Here is a 20345-nt window from a genome sequence, read left to right on the forward strand (position 1 = left end):
CACAGCAGTAAGTGGACCGCACGGCAGCAGTGCGGTGCGCAGAGGTACCGCGATCGGTCCGTTTCGGCCGATCTTTTTCGTCGGCGCGCGCACTCGGGGGAGGATGTACGCATGCAGCCCAGAAACATGTCCATGAGCGGCGTCGTCGACCTCGCCGCGGTGAAGGCGGCCGGTGAGGCCAAGGCCAAGGCCGAGCAGGCCCGCGCCGAGGCGGCCCGGAAGGCCGCTCAGGGCGGTGCGCCCGCGCCCGCCGGGGCCGTCCCGCCGTCCGCGCTCGTCTTCGACACCGACGAGACCCGCTTCGAGAGCCACGTCGTCCCGCTCTCGGGCGAGGTTCCGGTCATCCTCGACTTCCGTGCCGAGGGCTTCGAGCAGGGGCGGGAGCTCAGCCTGCTGCTGGAGCGGCTCACCATCGAGGCGAACGGCCGCCTGGCGCTGGCCGCCCTCGACGTCGCGGCCAACCAGAACCTGATCCGCGAGTTCCGCATCCAGGCCCTCCCGGCCGTCTTCGCCGTGGTCGCCGGCCAGGCGATGCCGCTGTTCCAGGACTTCGTGTCCGAGGGCGAGGTCCGCGGGGTCCTGGCCCAGCTGGTCCAGATCGCCGAGGAGCGCTTCGGGGTCATCGGCGTCGAGGTGGACCCCGCGGCCGAGGGCGCCGCCGCCCCGGGCGCGGGCGCGGAGGAGGCCGAGGAGCCGGCCGGTCCGTACGACGCACTGCTCGACGAGGCGATCGAGGCGCTGGACGCCGACGACCTGGACGGGGCGGTGCGCGCCTACCAGAACGTACTGGCGGCCGACCCGTCCAACTCCGACGCCAAGCTGGGCCTCGCCCAGGCGGAGCTGTTCGTCCGGGTCAAGGACATGAACCCGCAGGCGGTGCGCACCGCGGCGGCCGAGAACCCGAAGGACCCGGCGGCGCAGATCGCCGCCGCCGACCTGGATCTGGCCGGCGGTCACGTGGCGGACGCCTTCGGGCGGCTGGTCGACACCGTGAAGGTGACGTTCGGTGAGGACCGGGACGCGGTGCGCTTGCGGCTGCTGGAGATGTTCGAAGTGGTCGGCGCGGACAACCCCCTCGTCACCTCGGCCCGTACGGCCCTCGCGCGGGTGCTGTTCTAGCACCGGCACGGGATCCGCACGAGACGGACACGGCACCGGCACACCACCGGTGATTTGTTGACACGGAGATAAACAGCGGCCGCACTTTGCCAAAACTTGGTAATCGCGGCCGCTGTTACTCGCAGTAAATCGAACCCCGTGAACTGTCCGGTGTGTTCACTCTTCCCCCCTTCTGTCGTGGCCCTTGGTGACACCCTGCGTTGCGTCCCGACAGGGGCGGGACTCCTTCGGGTTATCTGGCCGTTACCCGCCAGTAACGAACCCCCTTGTGCCCCGGCCGTGAATGGACCACGATCGGCGACGCTCGGTCCTTCCCGCAGAGCCGCTCATCCGGAGCCGCGGTGGAGGGTCCCCACCGGGCCGGCCGGTGGCAGTGGCACCGGCCGTGGGACAGGGGGGTCTCCGTCACACGACGGGGCCTGTCCCCCCAGGTTGCGCGAACGCGTGGCCAAGTGGTTGTCGCTCGGGGGTGAACGCCGGTGTACGGACGCGGCAATGCCGCGGCTCGGCCGCTCGCGCTCCTTCCCGAGGACGTAGCACTTCTCCCATCCCAGGACGGGCACCGCCCGGACCGGAGATGTACGTCCGAGAAGGAGGAACGAACATGATTTCCCAGATTCGTGGCGGGACCAGATGGAAGCGCTTCGCGCTCGTCATGGTGCCGAGCATCGCCGCCACGGCGGCGGTCGGTGTCGGCCTGGCGCAGGGTGCCCTCGCGGCGTCCTTCAGCGTCTCCGGCCAGGACTTCAAGGTCAGTGCCGACTCGCTCGAAGGCACTGACATGATCCAGTACGGCAGCGTGGCCGTGGGCGCGACCCTGGAGTCGGACAAGAAGTCCTACCACCCGGTGATCATCTCTGGCTTCAAGGAAGCCAAGATCACCAACATGTGCCAGTCGCTGGTGACGAAGACGCCGCTCGGCAACATCACCATGCAGCTCAAGACGGGCCACAAGGGCACTGCGGCCGTCGCGAAGAACATCTACCTCGACGTCGCCGAGCTCGACGCGGACGCCGTCCTGGGCGACCTCGACATCGGTGTCGCGGCTGGTGACGGCACGCACGCCACCAAGCCGAAGGAGGGCACCCTGGCGGACGGCGCCCTGTTCTCGCAGCGCGCCAAGACGGCGACGCTGACGAACGTGCGCCAGAAGGCCTGGGCGACGACGGCGGGTACCTTCACCCTGCCCGACCTCAACCTGCGCCTCTACAGCGGCGACAAGCCGTGCTACCAGGACGGGAAGTAGTCCGCCCGGACTCCTGACCGGACGGGCCGGCGGCGACGGCCACCGTCGTCGCCGGCCCGTCCGGGCTCCACATCGTTCTCCGTACCACCCGTTTTCAGGGAGCTGTTGTCCATGAACCCCCAGGCCCCGGTTTACGTGCGCGCCGAAGACGACGCCTGGCTCACGGTGGCGTACTACCACTTCCACGCCTGGAGCGGTCGCCGACCCTTCTGGGCGGGTCTGGTCACCCTCCTCGGTGGCGTTCCGATCGGCTACATCCCGTACGCGGACGTCCGCCTCGGCAACGTCACCTTCGCGATGGCGACGACGGCCGGCGCCGGCTCACTGATCATCGGCGTCCTGCTGGTCACCCTGGGCCTCGCGCTCTGGTTCCAGCAGGGCATCCGGATCTTCGCCGGAGTCGCCGCGATCCTGCTGGCGCTGGTGTCCCTGCCGGTCTCGAACCTCGGTGGCTTCGGCGTCGGGTTCATCCTCGCGCTGGTCGGCGGCGGGCTCGCGCTGGCGTGGGTGCCGGGCGGGCCGGTCGAGGCCGTGCCGGCACAGGCCGTGGACCTCGGCAAGGACGCGGGGGGTTCGCTGCCGCACGAGACGCAGCAGACGGTCCCCCAGGCCCTCCCGGGACAGCGCGGGACGGAAACGACGGCATACGCGAGCGAGACGACTGCCCACGCCGATGGCGGGAGGAACAGTGCGGGGTGACGAAACGCAACGGGGCGAGGCTCCGGGTGCGGAGTCCCGTGAGAGGAAGGGCCCGCGTCACGCGGCGCCCAGGAAGTCGCTGCTGACCAAGATCCAGATACCCGTCGGCAAGACGATGGCGCTGGCCGCCATGCCGACCGCGGTGTTCGTCGGCATGAGCATGGCGCCGAAGCTGGCCGTGGCCGACGACAAGGAGATCCCCTTCGCGCCCGGACCGTGCGTGACGCGGTCCGACGAGCCCGCGGAATCGGCCTCCCCGTCGGCGAAGACGCCTTCCAAGACGCCTTCGAAGACTCCGCGGACGACGCCCGCACCGGGCAAGTCGCCCAGCGCGGTGCCTTCGCCGGGCGCCAGCCCCTCGGCCACCAAGCCGGTGGCGAGAACCGCCGAGAAGCCCGCCGAGCAGCCGGGCCTCATGCCGGTGGCGGGCTCCGCGGCCAAGCAGACGAACCCGCTGGACCCGCTCGGCGTCGGTGATGCCGTCAAGGGACTGGTCGACGCCCTCGGCAGGCCGCTCACGGGAACCCCGGCCGCGCCGGCCCCGGCCCCGGCCAAGACCACCGGGCCGGACCCGGCCGCGGACGCGATCCGTGACGCCGCCAAGCAGGCCGGCGTCACCGTCTCGGAGCTCTCCGAGGAGGTCAAGGGCACCAAGGCCACCCCGAAGGACGAGACGGGCAAGACGGCCAAGCCGAAGCCGAAGCCGGAGCCGGAAACGGCGACGGAGGGCCCGAAGGACAAGGGCAAGGGCAAGAACGGGAAGGAACCCTTCCCCTGCCCGACCTACGACGCCAAGGCCCTGGCCGAGGCCGACCTGGAGCCGGGCATCCCGCTGCTCCCGGACGAGCCCTGGTACCTGGACAGCTCGCTGCTGACCCTCTACGGCCTCGACTACGAGGGCATCGTCGAGGTGAAGACGGCGGGCGGCAAGATCAAGCCCGTCCTGAAGTTCACCGCGGACTCGCTGGACATCAAGGACCTCTACCAGACGGTCGGCAAGGGCAAGAACATCGCCCACCTGAAGTCCCGTCCAGGGTCCACCTCGAAGATCCGGGGGGCCAAGGTGACGATGTACACCGAGAGCCTCAAGGGCAACCTCTTCGGGCTGATCCCGATCGAGTTCACCCCGAAGAGCCCGCCGCCCCTGAACGTCCCCTTCGCGTTCTTCACGAACGTCAAGGTCGTCCAGGCCGGCCAGTTCGGCGGCACCCTGACCGTCCCGGGCCTCAAGAACTACATCGGCCCGGCGGAGTAGGCACCTACGGCCCCGCGCGGCCGGACGCACCGAGGGCGGCACCCCGGATCCTCATCGGATCGGGGTGCCGCCCTCGGTCTCTGTGCGGCAGAGTTCTTCGAACGGCGGGTGCGGGATCAGTCGCGGGAGCCGCTGCCCAGGTGGTGGACCCGGACCATGTTCGTGGTGCCGGGGACGCCGGGGGGCGAGCCGGCGGTGATGACCATGGTGTCGCCCTTGTTGTACCGCTTGAGCTTGAGCATCTCCACGTCCACCAGGTCGACCATGGAGTCGGTGTTGTCCACGTGCGGGACCACGTAGGACTCGACGCCCCAGCTCAGCGTGAGCTGGTTGCGGGTGCCGGCGTCGGTGGTGAAGGCCAGGATCGGCTGGTTCGCGCGGTAGCGCGACAGGCGGCGGGCGGTGTCACCGGAGTGGGTGAAGGCGACCAGGGCCTTGCCGTCCAGGAAGTCCGCGATCTCGCAGGCCGCACGGGCGACGGAGCCGCCCTGCGTACGGGGCTTCTTGCCCGGGACCAGCGGCTGCAGGCCCTTGGACAGGAGCTCTTCCTCGGCCGCCTCGACGATCTTCGACATCGTCTTGACGGTCTCGATCGGGTAGGCGCCGACCGAGGACTCGGCCGACAGCATGACCGCGTCCGCGCCGTCGAGGATCGCGTTGGCCACGTCGGAGGCCTCCGCGCGCGTCGGACGCGAGTTGGTGATCATCGACTCCATCATCTGGGTCGCGACGATCACCGGCTTGGCGTTGCGGCGGCACATCTCCACGAGGCGCTTCTGCACCATCGGGACCTTCTCGAGCGGGTACTCGACGGCGAGGTCGCCACGGGCGACCATGACCGCGTCGAAGGCGTCGACGACGCCCTCCATGTTGGCGACCGCCTGCGGCTTCTCGACCTTGGCGATGACGGGGACCCGGCGGCCCTCCTCGTCCATGACCTTGTGGACGTCCTTGACGTCGTTGGCGTCGCGCACGAAGGAGAGGGCGACCATGTCGCAGCCCATCCGCAGCGCGAAGCGCAGGTCGTCGATGTCCTTCTCCGACAGGGCGGGGACGTTGACGGCCGCACCCGGCAGGTTGATGCCCTTGTGGTCGGAGATGACACCGCCCTCGATGACGATGGTCTTGACCTGGGGGCCCTCGACCGAGGTCACCCGGAGCTCGACGTTGCCGTCGTTGATCAGGATCGGGTCGCCCTTGGAGACGTCGCCCGGCAGACCCTTGTAGGTCGTGCCGCAGATGGACTTGTCGCCCGGGACGTCCTCGACGGTGATGATGAACTCGTCACCGCGGACGAGCTCGACGGGACCCTCGGCGAAGGTCTCCAGGCGGATCTTCGGGCCCTGGAGGTCGGCGAGGACGCCGACGGCGCGCCCGGTGTCCTCGGAGACCTTCCGGACGCGGTCGTACCGCTCCTGGTGTTCTGCCTGGGAGCCGTGGCTGAAGTTGAATCGGGCCACGTTCATACCGGCCTCTACGAGAGCTTTCAGCTGCTCGTAAGAGTCGACGGCGGGGCCCAGCGTGCAGACGATTTTGGAACGGCGCATGGAGCGGATCCTATCGGTTTGTTTCGTAGCGGAATATTCCACCTGGCGGAAAGTCCAAAGTGACTAGCCGGTAACCAGCGCGTACGTCTGGCTGGCGATCTCCAGTTCCTCGTCCGTCGGGACCACGGCCACGGCGACCCGCGCGTACTCCGCGGACACCAGGCGCGGCTCGGGGGACCGTACCGAGTTCGCCTCCAGGTCGAGCGCCAGGCCCAGTTCGGCCAGACCGGCCAGGGCCATCTCGCGGATCTCCGAGGAGTTCTCGCCCACGCCCGCGGTGAAGGCCACCGCGTCCACCCGGCCGAGGACCGCCGAGTAGGCGCCGATGTACTTCTTCAGGCGGTGGATGTACGAGGCCAGCGCCAGCCGCGCGGAGGCGTCGCCCTCCGCCGCCCGCCGCTGGACCTCGCGCATGTCGTTGTCGCCGCACAGACCCAGCAGGCCGCTCTTCTTGTTGAGCAGCGAGTCGATCTCGTCGACGGACATGCCCCCGACCCGCGCCAGGTGGAAGACGACGGCGGGGTCCAGATCGCCCGAACGGGTGCCCATGACCAGGCCCTCCAGCGGGGTCAGCCCCATGGAGGTCTCCACGCAGACCCCGCCGTGCACGGCCGAGGCCGAGGCGCCGTTGCCCAGGTGGAGCACGATCACGTTCACGTCCTCCTCGGCCTTGCCGAGGAGCCTGGCCGTCGCGCGAGCGACGTAGGCGTGCGAGGTGCCGTGGAACCCGTACCGCCGGATGGAGTACTTGTCGGCCGTGGCGGTGTCGATCGCGTACCGCGCCACGTGCTCCGGCATGGTCGAGTGGAAGGCCGTGTCGAAGACGGCGACCTGCGGCAGGTCGGGGCGCAGCTCCCGCGCCACCTCGATGCCGGTCACGTTCGCCGGGTTGTGCAGCGGGGCGAGCGGGATCAGGGCGCGGATCTCGGCCAGGACGGCGTCGTCGATCAGCGTCGGGTGCGTGAACTTGGTCCCGCCGTGCACCACCCGGTGGCCCACGGCGGCCAGCTCGGGCGAGTCCAGCCCCAGCCCGTCGGCGGCGAGCTCCGCCGAGACGGCCCGCAGGGCCGCCGCGTGGTCGGCGATCGGACCGGTCGTCACGCGCTTGCCGCCCGCGGCCCCCGGCCCGGTCAGCGGCTCGTGGCTGAGCCGGGAGGTCTCCTCGCCGATGCGCTCCACCAGACCGACCGCCAGGCGGGAGGAGTCCGCCATGTCGAGCAGCTGGTACTTCACCGACGAGGAGCCGGAGTTGAGGACGAGTACGCGCGATGCGGTCACGATGAGGGTCTTTCCTTTGCGGTGGGGGCTCGGGGGCTCGGGGCTCGGTGGTGAGGGCTCAGCCGGCCACAGGCCGGGACTGCGCCTGGATCGCGGTGATGGCCACGGTGGTGACGATGTCCTGGACCAGGGCGCCGCGCGAGAGGTCGTTCACGGGCTTGCGCAGGCCCTGCAGGACCGGACCGACCGCCACGGCGCCGGCCGAGCGCTGCACGGCCTTGTACGTGTTGTTGCCGGTGTTCAGGTCGGGGAAGATCAGCACCGTCGCGCGGCCGGCCACCTCGGACTCGGGCAGCTTGGTCGCGGCGACCGAGGGCTCCACGGCGGCGTCGTACTGGATCGGACCCTCGATCAGCAGGTCGGGGCGCTGCGCGCGGACGATCTCGGTGGCCTTGCGGACCTTGTCCACGTCCGCGCCCGAGCCGGAGGTGCCGGTCGAGTACGAGAGCATCGCGATCCGCGGCTCCAGGCCGAACGCGGCGGCGGTGGTGGCCGACTGGACGGCGATGTCGGCGAGCTGCTCGGCGTTGGGGTCCGGGTTCACGGCGCAGTCCCCGTACGCGAGGACCTTGTCGGCCAGGCACATGAAGAAGACCGAGGAGACGATGGACGCGTCGGGCTTGGTCTTGATGATCTCGAAGGCCGGGCGGATGGTGGCGGCGGTGGAGTGCACCGAGCCGGAGACCATGCCGTCGGCGAGGCCCTCCTGGACCATCAGGGTGCCGAAGTAGTTCACGTCGGTGACCACGTCGTTGGCCAGCTCGACCGTCATGCCCTTGTGGGCGCGGGCCTTGGCGTAGTACTCGGCGAACCGTTCCCGCAGCGGGGAGGTCGCCGGGTCGATGAGCTGGGCGGCCGAGATGTCGATGCCCAGGTCCGCGGCCTTCTTCAGGATCGCGGGCTCCTCGCCCAGCAGGGTGAGGTCGCAGACCCCGCGGCGCAGCACCACGTCCGCGGCGCGCAGCACGCGCTCCTCGGTGCCCTCGGGGAGGACCACGCGGCGGCGCTCGGCACGGGCCTGCTCCAGCAGCTGGTTCTCGAACATCATCGGCGTGACCCGCTCGGAGCGGGCCACCGACAGCACCTCGCGCAGCTCGGCGGTGTCCACGTGGCGTTCGAACAGGCCGAGCGCGGTCTCCAGCTTGCGCGGGGTCGCGGAGTTCAGCCGGCTCTGCAGCGCGAAGAGTTCGGCGGCCGTCGGGAAGCTGTTGCCGGCCACCGACACGACCGGGGTGCCCGGAGCCAGCTTGGAGGCCAGCGTCAGGATGTCCTTGCCGGGGCGCTCGTTCAGCGTCAGCAGCACGCCGGCGATCGGCGGGGTGCCGGAGGTGTGCGCGGCGAGGGCGCCGATGACCAGGTCGGAGCGGTCTCCGGGGGTGACGACCAGGCAGCCGGGGGTCAGGGCGTTCAGGAAGTTGGGCAGCATGGCCCCGCCGAAGACGAAGTCCAGGGCGTCGCGGGCCAGTCCGGCCTCGTCGCCGAGGAGCACCTCGCCGCCGAGCGCCTGGGTGATCTGGGCGACCGTCGGGGCGGACAGGTGCTTGTCGTCCGGCAGGACGTAGCAGGGCACGGGGAGCCGGGCGGCGAGGCGCTCGGCTATGACCTCGCGGTCCTCGGCGGCCACCCGGTTGACGACCATCGCGCCCACGTGGCAGCCCAGGGCCTCGTACGCGCGGTAGGCGTTGCGGGTCTCGGCGCGCACGGCCTCGGCCGGGTGCTTGGTGCCGCCCACGACGGGGATGACGAGCGCGCCCAGCTCGTTGGCGAGGCGCGCGTTGAGCGCCAGCTCGTCCGGGAGGTTGGTGTCGGCGTAGTCGGTGCCCAGGACCAGCATGACCTCGTAGTCCCGCGCCACCTTCTGGTAGCGGGCCACGAGCTGGGAGACCAGTTCGTCGGTGCCCTTCTCGGCGAGGATGGCGGAGGCCTCGTGGTACTCCATGCCGTACGCCGTCGAGGCGTCCTGCTCGATCCGGTACCGGCCCTTGAGGAGGTCGAACAGCCGGTCGGGCCCGTCGTGCAACAGGGGGCGGTACACGCCCACCCGGCCTGTCTGGCGGGTGAGGAGCTCCATGATGCCCAGCTCGACGACCTGGCGGCCGTCCCCCCGCTCGATACCCGTCACGTACACGCTGCGCGTCACGCGTGCTCTCCGTCCCAATTCGAGTCGGTTGTCCCAGTTAATGTGGGCTTGACCTCTTGACAATACCCCTGTGATTCCGTAGGTCGCCCGCCGGGAGAAGGGCCTGTCCGAAGGGGCCGAAAGGCCCTGCGGGCACCCTGCGGGTGGAGTGCCACGGAGCGCGCTCCACCCGGAGCCCGTGGAACAATCGGACAGACTTCACCATTACGCCCTTCATACGGCACCTCATATGTACGGTCGGCTGGACGCCCGCACGCGAACAGCCAGGTCCGACCAGGAGCAGGAGACACAGCACGATGCGTATCGGAGTTCTCACCGCAGGCGGCGACTGCCCGGGCCTCAACGCTGTCATCCGGTCGGTCGTACACCGTGCCGTGGTCGGGCACGGGGACGAGGTCATCGGCTTCGAGGACGGCTTCAAGGGCCTCCTCGACGGCAACTACCGCCCCCTCGACATCAACGCGGTCAGCGGCATCCTCGCCCGCGGCGGCACGATCCTCGGATCGGCCCGCATGGAGCGCGCCCGCCTCCACGAAGCGGCCGAGAACGCCGTGGAACTGGCGAAGCGCTACGGCATCGACGCCCTGATCCCGATCGGCGGCGAGGGCACCCTGACCGCCGCCCGGATGCTGTCGGATGCCGGCATGCCGGTCGTCGGCGTGCCGAAGACCATCGACAACGACATCTCCTCCACCGACCGCACCTTCGGCTTCGACACCGCCGTCATGGTCGCCACGGAGGCCATCGACCGCCTCAAGACCACCGCCGAATCGCACCAGCGCGTGATGGTCGTCGAGGTCATGGGCCGGCACGCCGGCTGGATCGCGCTGGAGTCCGGCATGGCCGGCGGCGCCCACGGAATCTGCCTGCCGGAGCGCCCCTTCGAGGTGGACGCCCTGGTCAAGATGGTGGAGGAACGATTCGCTCGCGGTAAGAAGTTCGCCGTCATCTGCGTGGCCGAAGGCGCGCACCCCGGCGAGGGCTCCATGCCGTACGAGAAGGGCGCGATCGACCAGTACGGCCACGAGCGCTTCGCCGGCATCGGCAACCGCCTCGCCGTCGAGCTGGAGCGACGCCTGGGCAAGGAAGCCCGCCCCGTCATCCTCGGCCACGTCCAGCGCGGCGGCACCCCCACCGCCTACGACCGCGTCCTCGCGACCCGCTTCGGCTGGCACGCGGTCGAGGGCGTCCACCGCGGCGACTTCGGCAACATGACCGCCCTGCGCGGCACCGACATCGTCATGGCCCCACTGGCCGAAGCCGTCACCGAGCTCAAGACCGTCCCCGAGGACCGCATGTACGAGGCCGAGTCCGTCTTCTGACGGTCCCGGCCGGGACCTCGGTCCCGGATCCGCCGCCGAACGGCCCCCTCCGCGCCAGCCCTCCGGGTCCCCGCGGAGCCGCCACCCGGCCCCCGGGGCAGGACCACCGCCCCGACTTCGAGCGCCGAAAGGCCCCGATCGCGTCCTCGTCCGGACGAGGTCGGGGCCTTTCGCGTCGGGAGCCCGCGGGCGAAATGTGTCCTACGCCGCACCCCCGGCGAGCGTCCAGAACCGCTCCACGATGTCGGTGAGGTACTCACGTCCCGAATCGCCGCTGCCGGCCTCGCCCTGCCCCGTGCCCCAGCTCAGGGTCGCCAGCATCCGCGACTGGTACTCGCCGTGCAGCTGCTCCAGCACCCGCTCCAGGTGCGCCTTGGGCACCGGAAGCAGCTTGGTCAGCGGTTTCACGTACGCCTGCCAGCGCGTGGTCACCGCACTGCGCAGCAGCTCGGCCAGTTCCTCGTGCTTGCCGGTCGCCGTCACGAACTGGGCCAGGGTCAGCCCCAGCGCCGTCGCCAGCGCGGCGGACTGCCGTTCGTTGCCCTTCCAGCGGCCGGCGTCCTCCATCTTCTGGTAGGCACCCGCCTCCACGCCGACCCGGCGGGCCAGGTCCTCGGCGGACAGGCCCCGGGCGATGCGGTGCTCCCTCAGGGTGACGGGCTCGGCGAGCAGCTCGCCGGGGGAGCACCAGAGCACGCCGGCCAGAGCGGTGAGCTCGGGGGAGGTGGGCGAGATCTCGCCACGCTCCCACGCCATCACGGTCTCGGGAGTGACGAGCAGTCCGTACTGGGCCCGCAGGCCATAGGCGACATGACCGGGAGCCATGCCCAGGGCCGCGCGGAGACGACGCGCGGCGGGGGCATTGAAGGGGGGGCTGGAGTGCACATGGCACACCGTAGGAGTGGCCGAGGCACGGCGACTACAGACCAAACAAACAAGCCCATAACTCGTAGGAACGTCCTATGGAGTTAAGGCCTTTGGGCCGGTTTCCCTGCGACTGTCCGGTAATCGGTGCACCAGATGATCCATTTCCTAGCGTACGTTTCCGGCCGCCCGGAGGGATAGCCCCGTGCGTGATCCCACTCACGCGATCGGACCGCTCCGAACCGCCTTCCTCCTTGCCTTGACGCCGACGTCAAGGACTACCGTCGGGGCCATGCGAATCGGCGAACTGGCCGGGCGTGCGGGCACCAGCACCCGGACGCTCCGGTACTACGAGTCGCGGGGACTGCTGCCCGCGCGGCGCGACGGGAACGGCTACCGCACCTACGACGAGGAGGACCTGCGGCTGCTCCGCCAGATCCGCACGCTCCAGGACTTCGGCTTCGACCTGGAGGAGACCCGCCCGTTCGTGGAATGCCTGCGCGCCGGGCACCCGTCCGGCGACTCCTGCCCGGCCTCGCTGGCCGTCTACCGGCGCAAGCTCACCGAACTGGACGGCCTGATCGGCCGCCTCGGCGAGGTGCGCGACCAGGTCGCGAGCCAGCTCGCCGAAGCCGAAGCCGAAGCCGAAGCGGGAGCCGGAGTCGGAGCCGGCGCGCCAGAGCCCAGATGCGAGATGACCGGCTGATCCGTTCGGCCGGCACGAGAGGGGAAGCACATGATCAAGGCCCACGGAGTGGCCGAAGTGACCGACGCGGACTTCGAGGCGGAGGTGCTCGCCGAACGCGGCCGGCCCGTCCTGGTGGAGTTCACCGCCGACTGGTGCGGCCCCTGCCGTCAGCTCGCACCCGTGCTGTCCGCCGTCGCCGTGGAAGAGGCCGACCGCCTCAAGGTCGTGCAGATCGACGCGGACGCCAACCCGGACACCGTCGTGCGCTTCGGGGTGCTGTCCATGCCGACCCTGCTCGTCTTCCGCGACGGCGAGCCCGTCCTGCAACTGGTCGGAGCCCGCGCCAAGCGCAGGCTCCTCCAGGAGCTGGACGGGGTCCTGACGGCTACCGCCGCGGCATCGGGCTGAACCAGAGCGTCGCCAGGGGCGGGAGGGTCAGCCGCAGGCTCGCCGCCCGGCCCTGCGCCGGCACCGGCTCGGGCCGCACCGGCTGGGTGTGGTGGACGCCGCTGCCGCCGTAGGCCTCCAGGTCGGTGTTCAGCACCTCCCGCCACAGCGGCACCTCCTCCGGGACCCCGATCCGGTACCCGTGCCGGACCACCGGCGAGAAGTTCGAGACGCACAGCAGCTGCGAGCCGTCCTGTGCGAACCGCAGGAAGGCGAAGACGTTGTCCTCCGCCGCGTCCGCCTCCACCCACGCGAACCCCTCCGGCACCGAGTCCCGCTCCCACAGGGCGGGCGCCGCCCGGTAGGTGCGGTTCAGGTCGCCCACGAGGCTGCGTACGCCCCGGTGGTCACCGGCCGCCGCGTAGGAGGAGTCCAGCAGCCACCAGTCCGGGCCGTACGTCTCGGACCACTCCGAGCCCTGGGCGAACTCCTGCCCCATGAAGAGCAGCTGCTTGCCCGGGTGGGCCCACATGAAGCCCAGGTACGCACGGTGTATGGCCCGCTGCTGCCACCAGTCGCCGGGCATCTTCGACACCAGCGAGCCCTTGCCGTGCACCACCTCGTCGTGCGAGATCGGCAGCACGTAGTTCTCGCTGAACGCGTAGACCATCCCGAAGGTCATGTCGTGGTGGTGGTACTTGCGGTGCACCGGATCCTTGGAGGCGTAGCGCAGGGTGTCGTGCATCCAGCCCATGTTCCACTTCAGGCCGAAGCCGAGCCCGCCCCCGTCGGTGGGCTGCGTGACGCCCGGCCACGCCGTGGACTCCTCGGCGATCGTCACCACGCCCGGGCAGCGCCGGTAGACGGTGGCGTTCATCTCCTGGAGCATGGCCACCGCGTCCAGGTTCTCCCGGCCGCCGTGCTCGTTGGGCGTCCACTCGCCGTCCTTGCGGGAGTAGTCCAGGTAGAGCATCGAGGCCACCGCGTCCACGCGCAGCCCGTCCACGTGGAACTCCTGGCACCAGTACACGGCGTTGGCCACGAGGAAGTTGCGCACCTCCCGGCGCCCGTAGTCGAACTCCAGCGTCCCCCAGTCCGGGTGCGCGGCCCGCTGCGGGTCGTGGTGCTCGTACAGCGGCCGCCCGTCGAACTCGGCGAGCGCCCAGTCGTCGCGCGGGAAGTGCGCCGGCACCCAGTCGACGATCACGCCGATCCCGGCCCGGTGCAGCGCGTCCACCAGGAAGCGGAAGTCGTCCGGGGTGCCCATCCGGGAGGTCGGCGCGTAGAAGCCGGTGACCTGGTAGCCCCAGGAGCCGCCGAAGGGGTGCTCGGCGACCGGCATCAGCTCCACGTGCGTGAAGCCGAGCTCCGTCACGTACGCCGGGAGCTGCTCGGCCAGCTGCCGGTACGAGAGCCCGGGCCGCCAGGACGCCAGGTGCAGCTCGTACACGGAGAAGGGGGCCTGGTGCGGCGGGCGCTCCCCGCGCTTCGCCATCCACTCCGCGTCCTGCCAGACGTAGGAGGAGGCCGTCACCACCGAGGCGTTAGCCGGCGGGACCTCGGCGTGCTTGGCCATCGGGTCGGCGCGCAGGGTGTGCGAGCCGTCCGGGCGGGTGATGTCGTACTTGTACAGGGCGCCCTCGCCGACGCCGGGCAGGAACAGCTCCCACACGCCGGTGGCCCCGAGCGAGCGCATCGGGTAGGCGACCGAGTCCCAGTACGAGAAGTCCCCGCTGACCCGCACACCCTGCGCGTTCGGCGCCCACACCGTGAACCGGGTGCCCGCCACGCCCTGGTGGACCATCGGCTCCGCGCCGAGCGCCGTCCACAGCTCCTCGTGCCGGCCCTCGCCGATCAGGTGCAGGTCGAGCTCGCCGAGCGCGGGCAGGAACCGGTAGGGGTCGTGGACCTCCACCTCGTCGCTGTCGTACGTCACCAGGAGCCGGTAGTCCGGTACTTCGGCCAGCGGCAGCAGCCCGGCGAACAGCCCGTCGCCCTCCTCGAGGAGCTCGGCCCGCAGCCCCTTGGCGACGATGGTGACCGCCTTCGCGTACGGACGCAGCACCCGGAAGGACACCCCGCCCTGCTGGGTACGGGCCCCGAGCACCCCGTGCGGATCGTGGTGGCGGCCCTCCAGCAGCCGGGCCCGCTCCTCCGCACCCAGCGCCGGCACCGGCCGGACCCCGCGCGGCGGGGCCGCCTTCCGGGCCCTGGGGGCCCGGGGCTTCTTCACGGGCTCGACGGTCTCGACGGCGTCGATGACGGGCTTGGCTTCGTCGCGGACGGTCGGTGACGGCTGTCGTGCGGCGCTCACGCGAGCGGCCTCCTCGGGGGCTTCGGGTGGTGGGGGGTGGTGGATCCGGGGACGGGGGGATGCGTGCGGTGCGAAGGGGGACGCTGCGGCTCCGACAGCCGCCGGATCGCGGCCATCGGCACGTGCAGCCAGTCGGGCCGGTGCCGGGACTCGTAGCGGGCCTCGTACACCGCCTTGTCGGTCTCGTAGGCGCGCAGGAGCACGGGGTCCTCGCGGGGGTCCCGGCCGGTCGTGCGGGCGTAGCCCTCGCAGAAGGCGGCCCGGCAGTCGTCCGCCCAGGCGGGGGCGAACGGCCGGTGGGAGCGGGCCGCGTAGTCGAAGGAGCGCAGTATCCCGGCGATGTCCCGCACCGCCGGTTCGGGGCGGCGCCGGTCGGCCAGCGGCCGGGCCGGCTCGCCCTCGAAGTCGATCAGCGCCCAGCTGCCGTCCACGGTGCGCAGGGTCTGGCCCAGGTGCAGGTCCCCGTGGATCCGCTGGGCGGACACCCCGGCCCCGCGGGAGGCGGCCAGTGCGTCGAAGGCCCCGCGCAGCCCCGCCTCGTAGGGCCGCAGGGCGGGTACCTCGCGGGCGGTGGCGGCGAGCCGGGCCGTCATCCCGGCGGCGAGCCGGGCCGTCTGCTCCGGGCCCAGCGCGACGGTGGGCAGGGCCCCGGCCAGCGCGCTGTGCACCTCGGCGGTGGCCCGGCCCAGCGCGTGCGCCTCGGCGGTGAAGTCGGCGCCGGTGCGCAGCCGGTGCAGCGCGAGCTGCCAGCCGTCGTCGGAGCCGCGCAGGTACGGCTGGAGCACGCCCAGGGTCAGCGGTTCGGAGCCGGGCAGCTCGGCCTCGTACCAGGCGACCGGCGCGGGCACCCGGGCGCAGCCGGCGGCGGCCAGGGCGCGGGGCAGCTCCAGGTCGGGGTTGACCCCGGGGCCGACCCTTCTGAAGACCTTCAGGATGTACGAATCCCCGTAGATCATCGAGGAGTTGGTCTGTTCCCCGGACAGCGGCCGGGGGGTGGGCGCCTCGGGGATCACGGCGGCCGGATCACGGTCGAAGCGGAGCGGTCCCAGCGTGCCGGGGGAGCGCAGCCGCTCCAGCAGCAGCGAGGCGAGCCGTGGATCGCCCAGGCCCTCGTAGACCGACTGGCCGGCGTACGGGCCCTGCTCGGCGCGGCCGATCAGGGCGGGCGCGAGGGCCGGCGGCAGCGGGCTCGGGCGGATCCCGAGCAGGAGCTGGTAGCAGTCCCCGTCCACGTCCAGCAGCAGGTGCAGCAGTCCGGGGGCGGAGCCGGGCGGCAGCAGTTCGGCGGCGGAGACGGTCCTGAGCCGTCCGATGGCGCGGCCCTTGCCCGCGAACCAGCGCTGCGCGGGCAGCCAGGCCCGCAGCATGGGCTCCAGTGGACCGAGTCCGATCCCGGGCCCGAGCCCGGCGGCCCGGTCGGCGGTGAGCCGATCCCGGGCGGATGCAGCCTCCGACATGGCGTCGCGTCCTTTCCCCGGGCCGTCAAAGAATGCGCAGAGTGTCCCGGATTACGCTGGTTGCTTCTCCGGTGTGTGCGAGTGTCGGGTCAGGATGGTCCGTACAGGGGCGGGCGGTTGACCCATTCGCCGCGCCCGCCCCGGGCCGGCCGCTACTCCGAGCGCAGGCGGAACCAGTAGAAGCCGTGGCCCGCCAGGGTCAGCAGGTACGGCCACTCGCCGATCGGCGGGAAGCGGACGTCGCCGGTGAGTTCCACCGGGACCCGCCCGTTGAACGACCGCAGGTCCAGCTCGGTGGGCTGCGCGAAGCGCGAGAAGTTGTGCACGCACAGCACCAGGTCGTCCCCGTATTCACGGAGGAAGGCCAGTACCGCCGGGTTGGTCGAAGGCAGTTCGGTGTACGAGCCCAGTCCGAAGGCCGGGTTGGCCTTGCGGACCTCGATCATCCGGCGGGTCCAGTGCAACAGCGAGGACGGTGAGGCCATCGCCGCTTCGACATTGGTCACCTGGTACCCGTGGACCGGGTCCATGATGACCGGCAGGTTCAGCCTGCCCGGATCGCAGGAGGAGAAACCGGCGTTGCGGTCCGGGGTCCACTGCATCGGCGTGCGCACGCCGTCGCGGTCGCCGAGCCAGATGTTGTCGCCCATGCCGATCTCGTCGCCGTAGTACAGCACCGGCGAACCGGGCAGCGACAGCAGCAGGGCGGTGAACAGCTCCATCTGGTTGCGGTCGTTGTCCAGCAGCGGGGCGAGCCGGCGCCGGATGCCGATGTTGGCCCGCATCCGCGGGTCCTTGGCGTACTCGGCGTACATGTAGTCGCGCTCTTCGTCCGTGACCATTTCGAGGGTGAGCTCGTCGTGGTTGCGCAGGAAGATGCCCCACTGGCAGCGGTCGGGGATCGCCGGGGTCTTGGCCAGGATCTCGGAGACCGGGTAGCGGGACTCTCTTCGTACCGCCATGAAGATGCGCGGCATGACGGGGAAGTGGAAGGCCATGTGGCACTCGTCCCCGCCCTTCTCGAAGTCCCCGAAGTAGTCGACGACGTCCTCGGGCCACTGGTTGGCCTCGGCGAGCAGCACGGTGTCCGGGTAGTGCGCGTCGATCTCGGCGCGGACCGCCTTGAGGAGGGTGTGCGTGCGCGGCAGGTTCTCGCAGTTGGTGCCCTCCTCGGCGTACAGGTAGGGCACGGCGTCGAGGCGGAAGCCGTCGATCCCGAGGTCGAGCCAGAAGCGGAGCGCGGAGACGATCTCCTCGACCACGGCCGGGTTCTCGTAGTTGAGGTCCGGCTGGTGGGAGAAGAACCGGTGCCAGTAGTACTGCTTGCGGACCGGGTCGTACGTCCAGTTCGAGGTCTCGGTGTCGACGAAGATGATGCGGGCGTCCTGGAACTGCTTGTCGTTGTCGGCCCACATGTAGTAGTCGCCGTAGGGCCCGTCGGGGTCCTTGCGGGACTGCTGGAACCACTCGTGCTGATCGCTCGTGTGGTTCATCACGAAGTCGATGATCACCCGCATGCCGCGGGTGTGCGCCGCGTCCACGAACTCCACGAAGTCGGCGAGGTCGCCGAATTCGGGCAGCACGGAGGTGTAGTCGGCGACGTCGTAGCCCCCGTCGCGCAGGGGGGAGGCGAAGAACGGCGGCAGCCACAGGCAGTCGACGCCGAGCCACTGGAGGTAGTCCAGCTTCGCGGTGAGCCCCTTGAGGTCACCCACGCCGTCGCCGTTGCTGTCGTGGAAGGACCGTACGAGGACCTCGTAGAAGACCGCCCGCTTGAACCAGTCGGGATCGCGGTCCTTGGCGGGGGTGTCCTCGAAGGTGTCGGGGACGGGATCGTTGATCATCATGAGATGGGTGACCCTCCGGTGGGCGGGGACGGTCGCAGAGCGGCAAGTACGTGCGCGGGCGTTCGGCCCGGCTCTAGGCGCACGTAATTCGCCCTGCCCCAGTGATAGGTCTCGCCGGTGAGCTCGTCGCGCACCGCGAGGGACCCGTGCCAGTCGAGGCCGAGTACCGGCATGTCCAACGAGACCGTCGCCTCCTGGGTGTGGTGCGGATCGAGGTTGACGACCACCAGTACGGAATTGCTCCCCGCGTGCTTCGAATAGGCGATCACCTGTTCGTTGTCGGTCGTGTGGAAATGGATGTCGCGCAGCTGCTGGAGCGCGGGGTTGCGGCGGCGCATCCGGTTCAGGGAGGTGATCAGCGGGGCGATGGAGCGGCCCTCGCGGTCGGCGGCGGCCCAGTCGCGCGGGCGCAGCTCGTACTTCTCGGAGTTCAGGTACTCCTCGCTCCCCTCCTTGACCGGGGTGTTCTCGCAGAGCTCGTAACCGGCGTAGACCCCCCAGGTGGGGGAGAGCGTGGCGGCGAGGACCGCGCGGACCTCGAAGGCGGGGCGGCCGCCGTGCTGAAGGTATGCGTGCAGGATGTCCGGGGTGTTGACGAAGAAATTCGGCCGCATGACGGAGGCGGAGCGGACGTCCGCGAGCTCGGTCACGTACTCGGTCAGCTCGGCCTTGCTGTTGCGCCAGGTGAAGTACGTGTAGGACTGCTGGAAGCCGACGGAGGCGAGCGCCCGCATCATCGCCGGGCGGGTGAAGGCCTCGGCCAGGAAGATCACGTCGGGGTCGGACTTGTTGATGTCCGCGATCACCTTCTGCCAGAACACCACCGGCTTGGTGTGCGGGTTGTCGACCCGGAAGATGCGGACGCCGTGCTCCATCCAGTGCCGCAGGACCCGCACCGTCTCCTCGACGATGCCGGCCATGTCGGAGTCGAAGTGGATCGGGACGATGTCCTGGTACTTCTTCGGCGGGTTCTCCGCGTACGCGATCGTCCCGTCGGCGCGGTGACGGAACCACTCCGGGTGCTTCTCCACCCAGGGGTGGTCCGGGGAGCACTGCAGGGCGAAGTCGAGCGCCACCTCGATGCGCAGCTCGCGGGCCCGGGCGACGAAGGCGTCGAAGTCCTCCAGGGTGCCGAGCTCCGGGTGGACCGCGTCGTGGCCGCCCTCGGTGGAGCCGATGGCCCAGGGCACGCCGGGATCCCAACTCCCGGCCGACAGCGTGTTGTTCGGGCCCTTGCGGTACGTGCTGCCGATCGGGTGGATCGGCGGCAGGTACACCACGTCGAAGCCCATCGCCGCGACGGCGGGAAGCCGCTCGGCGGCGGTCCTGAAGGTGCCGCTGACCGGAGCCTCGCCGGGCTCCAGCACCGCCCCCTCCGACCGGGGGAACATCTCGTACCAGGAGCCGAAGAGCGCCCGCTTGCGCTCGATCAGCAGCGGCAGCGGCTTGGAGGCCGTCACCAGCTCCCGGAGCGGTCGCTTCGCGAGCAGCGCGTCGATCCGGGGGGCGAGGGCGGCCGCGTACCGCTCCGCGACCGGCCGGTCCTCGTCGCGCATCACGTCCGCGGCGGCCAGCACGTGTTCGCGGCCGTCCCGCTTGGGAATCTTCGCGGCGGCCCGCTCGTAGAGCTCGGCGCCTTCCAGGAGGGTGAGGCCGGTGTCGATCCCGGCCGGGATCTTCACCGCCGCGTGGGCCCGCCAGGTGCCCACCGGATCGCTCCACGCCTCGACGGTGTAGGTCCACCTCCCCTCGACCTCGGCGGACACCCGCGTCCCCCACCGGTCGGTGCCGGGAGCGAGTTCGGACAGGGGCACGGGGGGCCGCAGCCGCCCGCTCGGATCTCGGAGTACGACATGGGCCGCCACGGCGTCGTGTCCCTCGCGGAACACGGTGGCGGAAATCTCGAAGACCTCGTCCACGACCGCCTTGGCGGGTCTGACGCCGCAGTCGACGGCGGGGCGGACGTCCAGCACGGGAATGCGACCGATCATGATGGGATCACCTGGGGGCAGTTCGCAGGGCTCGGTGACAACAGGCCAGCCGCCGGGGCAGCTGGTAGTGCACGCTCTGTTCGCTCTGTTTCTAGCCGCTCGGAAGACGGCTGGGCTGCGGGCATGGCCGCTCCTGTCCGCGTTCACTCGGGTGGCGGGGAGGCGGTTCCGGGGTGCGCCGTGCGCTGTAC

At 70.7% G+C, this 20345-nt stretch carries 15 protein-coding genes; 7 read left to right on the plus strand and 8 right to left on the minus strand.

The window, feature by feature from the left end:
* Positions 1–111 precede the first annotated feature (111 nt).
* From OG435_RS30885 to OG435_RS30900, 4 genes are all read left to right on the plus strand, one after another.
* A complete protein-coding gene (locus tag OG435_RS30885) occupies positions 112–1119 on the plus strand; it encodes a tetratricopeptide repeat protein (RefSeq protein ID WP_266881189.1) in 1008 nt (335 codons plus the stop codon).
* A 604-nt stretch (positions 1120–1723) separates the two neighbouring features.
* Positions 1724–2365, plus strand: coding sequence for a DUF6230 family protein (locus OG435_RS30890; protein WP_266881190.1), 642 nt, complete (start codon positions 1724–1726; stop codon positions 2363–2365).
* 111 nt (positions 2366–2476) lie between these two features.
* A complete protein-coding gene (locus OG435_RS30895; protein ID WP_266881191.1) occupies positions 2477–3064 on the plus strand; it encodes a DUF6114 domain-containing protein in 588 nt (195 codons plus the stop codon).
* The gene (locus OG435_RS30900; RefSeq protein ID WP_266881192.1) at positions 3054–4319 is read left to right on the plus strand and encodes a hypothetical protein; all 1266 of its coding nucleotides are present in this window, start codon (positions 3054–3056) and stop codon (positions 4317–4319) included. Before OG435_RS30895 ends, OG435_RS30900 begins: the two co-directional genes overlap by 11 nt.
* Positions 4320–4435: 116 nt before the next feature.
* Here OG435_RS30900 and pyk read toward each other — a convergent pair whose 3' ends face one another.
* The 3 genes from pyk to pta form a co-directional block, all read right to left on the minus strand.
* Positions 4436–5866, minus strand: coding sequence for a pyruvate kinase (gene pyk / locus OG435_RS30905; protein ID WP_266881193.1), 1431 nt, complete (start codon positions 5864–5866; stop codon positions 4436–4438).
* A gap of 63 nt (positions 5867–5929) precedes the next feature.
* The gene (locus OG435_RS30910) at positions 5930–7144 is read right to left on the minus strand and encodes an acetate kinase (protein ID WP_266881194.1); all 1215 of its coding nucleotides are present in this window, start codon (positions 7142–7144) and stop codon (positions 5930–5932) included.
* A gap of 58 nt (positions 7145–7202) precedes the next feature.
* Positions 7203–9284 carry a phosphate acetyltransferase gene (pta, locus tag OG435_RS30915; RefSeq protein ID WP_266881195.1) on the minus strand — a complete coding sequence of 694 codons (2082 nt, stop codon included), beginning with the start codon at positions 9282–9284 and terminating at the stop codon, positions 7203–7205.
* Between the two features lie 296 nt (positions 9285–9580).
* Between pta and OG435_RS30920 the strand changes: the two genes are divergently transcribed.
* Positions 9581–10606: an ATP-dependent 6-phosphofructokinase gene (locus tag OG435_RS30920; RefSeq protein WP_266881196.1), complete on the plus strand. Its 1026-nt coding sequence runs from the start codon at positions 9581–9583 to the stop codon at positions 10604–10606.
* 201 nt (positions 10607–10807) lie between these two features.
* Here the strand turns inward: OG435_RS30920 and OG435_RS30925 are convergent, their stop codons facing one another.
* On the minus strand, positions 10808–11431 hold the full coding sequence (locus OG435_RS30925; RefSeq protein WP_430625783.1) for a helix-turn-helix domain-containing protein: 624 nt from the start codon (positions 11429–11431) through the stop codon (positions 10808–10810).
* A 331-nt stretch (positions 11432–11762) separates the two neighbouring features.
* On the opposite strand from OG435_RS30925, the gene OG435_RS30930 reads away from it, so the two are divergent.
* A complete protein-coding gene (locus tag OG435_RS30930; protein WP_266881198.1) occupies positions 11763–12176 on the plus strand; it encodes a MerR family transcriptional regulator in 414 nt (137 codons plus the stop codon).
* Positions 12177–12206: 30 nt separating this feature from the next.
* Complete coding sequence (locus OG435_RS30935; protein WP_323187926.1) at positions 12207–12566, plus strand: thioredoxin family protein; 360 nt, start codon at positions 12207–12209, stop codon at positions 12564–12566.
* Here OG435_RS30935 and glgB read toward each other — a convergent pair.
* From glgB to OG435_RS30955, 4 genes are all read right to left on the minus strand, one after another.
* The gene (gene glgB / locus OG435_RS30940) at positions 12544–14859 is read right to left on the minus strand and encodes a 1,4-alpha-glucan branching enzyme (RefSeq protein ID WP_430625719.1); all 2316 of its coding nucleotides are present in this window, start codon (positions 14857–14859) and stop codon (positions 12544–12546) included. The two genes, OG435_RS30935 and glgB, sit on opposite strands and share 23 nt — an antisense overlap.
* Positions 14856–16316: a maltokinase N-terminal cap-like domain-containing protein gene (locus OG435_RS30945; RefSeq protein ID WP_266881199.1), complete on the minus strand. Its 1461-nt coding sequence runs from the start codon at positions 16314–16316 to the stop codon at positions 14856–14858. The genes glgB and OG435_RS30945 overlap by 4 nt, the downstream gene beginning before the upstream one ends.
* Before the next feature lie 152 nt (positions 16317–16468).
* Positions 16469–18163 (minus strand): maltose alpha-D-glucosyltransferase, encoded by a 1695-nt coding sequence (gene treS, locus OG435_RS30950; RefSeq protein ID WP_266881200.1) that lies wholly within the window; start codon positions 18161–18163, stop codon positions 16469–16471.
* Positions 18160–20154: an alpha-1,4-glucan--maltose-1-phosphate maltosyltransferase gene (locus OG435_RS30955; protein WP_266881201.1), complete on the minus strand. Its 1995-nt coding sequence runs from the start codon at positions 20152–20154 to the stop codon at positions 18160–18162. Before OG435_RS30955 ends, treS begins: the two co-directional genes overlap by 4 nt.
* Positions 20155–20345 lie beyond the last annotated feature (191 nt).

The sequence above is a fragment of the Streptomyces sp. NBC_01264 genome (assembly GCF_026340675.1).
Classification (GTDB): domain Bacteria; phylum Actinomycetota; class Actinomycetes; order Streptomycetales; family Streptomycetaceae; genus Streptomyces.

Coding starts and splice junctions, on each gene's coding strand:
- OG435_RS30885 (WP_266881189.1), top strand. CDS start 112: ATGCAGCCCAGAAACATGTCCATGAGCGGCGTCGTCGACCTCGCCGCG.
- OG435_RS30890 (WP_266881190.1), top strand. CDS start 1,724: ATGATTTCCCAGATTCGTGGCGGGACCAGATGGAAGCGCTTCGCGCTC.
- OG435_RS30895 (WP_266881191.1), top strand. CDS start 2,477: ATGAACCCCCAGGCCCCGGTTTACGTGCGCGCCGAAGACGACGCCTGG.
- pyk (WP_266881193.1), bottom strand. CDS start 5,866: ATGCGCCGTTCCAAAATCGTCTGCACGCTGGGCCCCGCCGTCGACTCT.
- OG435_RS30920 (WP_266881196.1), top strand. CDS start 9,581: ATGCGTATCGGAGTTCTCACCGCAGGCGGCGACTGCCCGGGCCTCAAC.
- OG435_RS30925 (WP_430625783.1), bottom strand. CDS start 11,431: ATGGCTCCCGGTCATGTCGCCTATGGCCTGCGGGCCCAGTACGGACTG.
- OG435_RS30930 (WP_266881198.1), top strand. CDS start 11,763: ATGCGAATCGGCGAACTGGCCGGGCGTGCGGGCACCAGCACCCGGACG.
- OG435_RS30935 (WP_323187926.1), top strand. CDS start 12,207: ATGATCAAGGCCCACGGAGTGGCCGAAGTGACCGACGCGGACTTCGAG.
- OG435_RS30945 (WP_266881199.1), bottom strand. CDS start 16,316: ATGTCGGAGGCTGCATCCGCCCGGGATCGGCTCACCGCCGACCGGGCC.
- treS (WP_266881200.1), bottom strand. CDS start 18,163: ATGATGATCAACGATCCCGTCCCCGACACCTTCGAGGACACCCCCGCC.
- OG435_RS30955 (WP_266881201.1), bottom strand. CDS start 20,154: ATGATCGGTCGCATTCCCGTGCTGGACGTCCGCCCCGCCGTCGACTGC.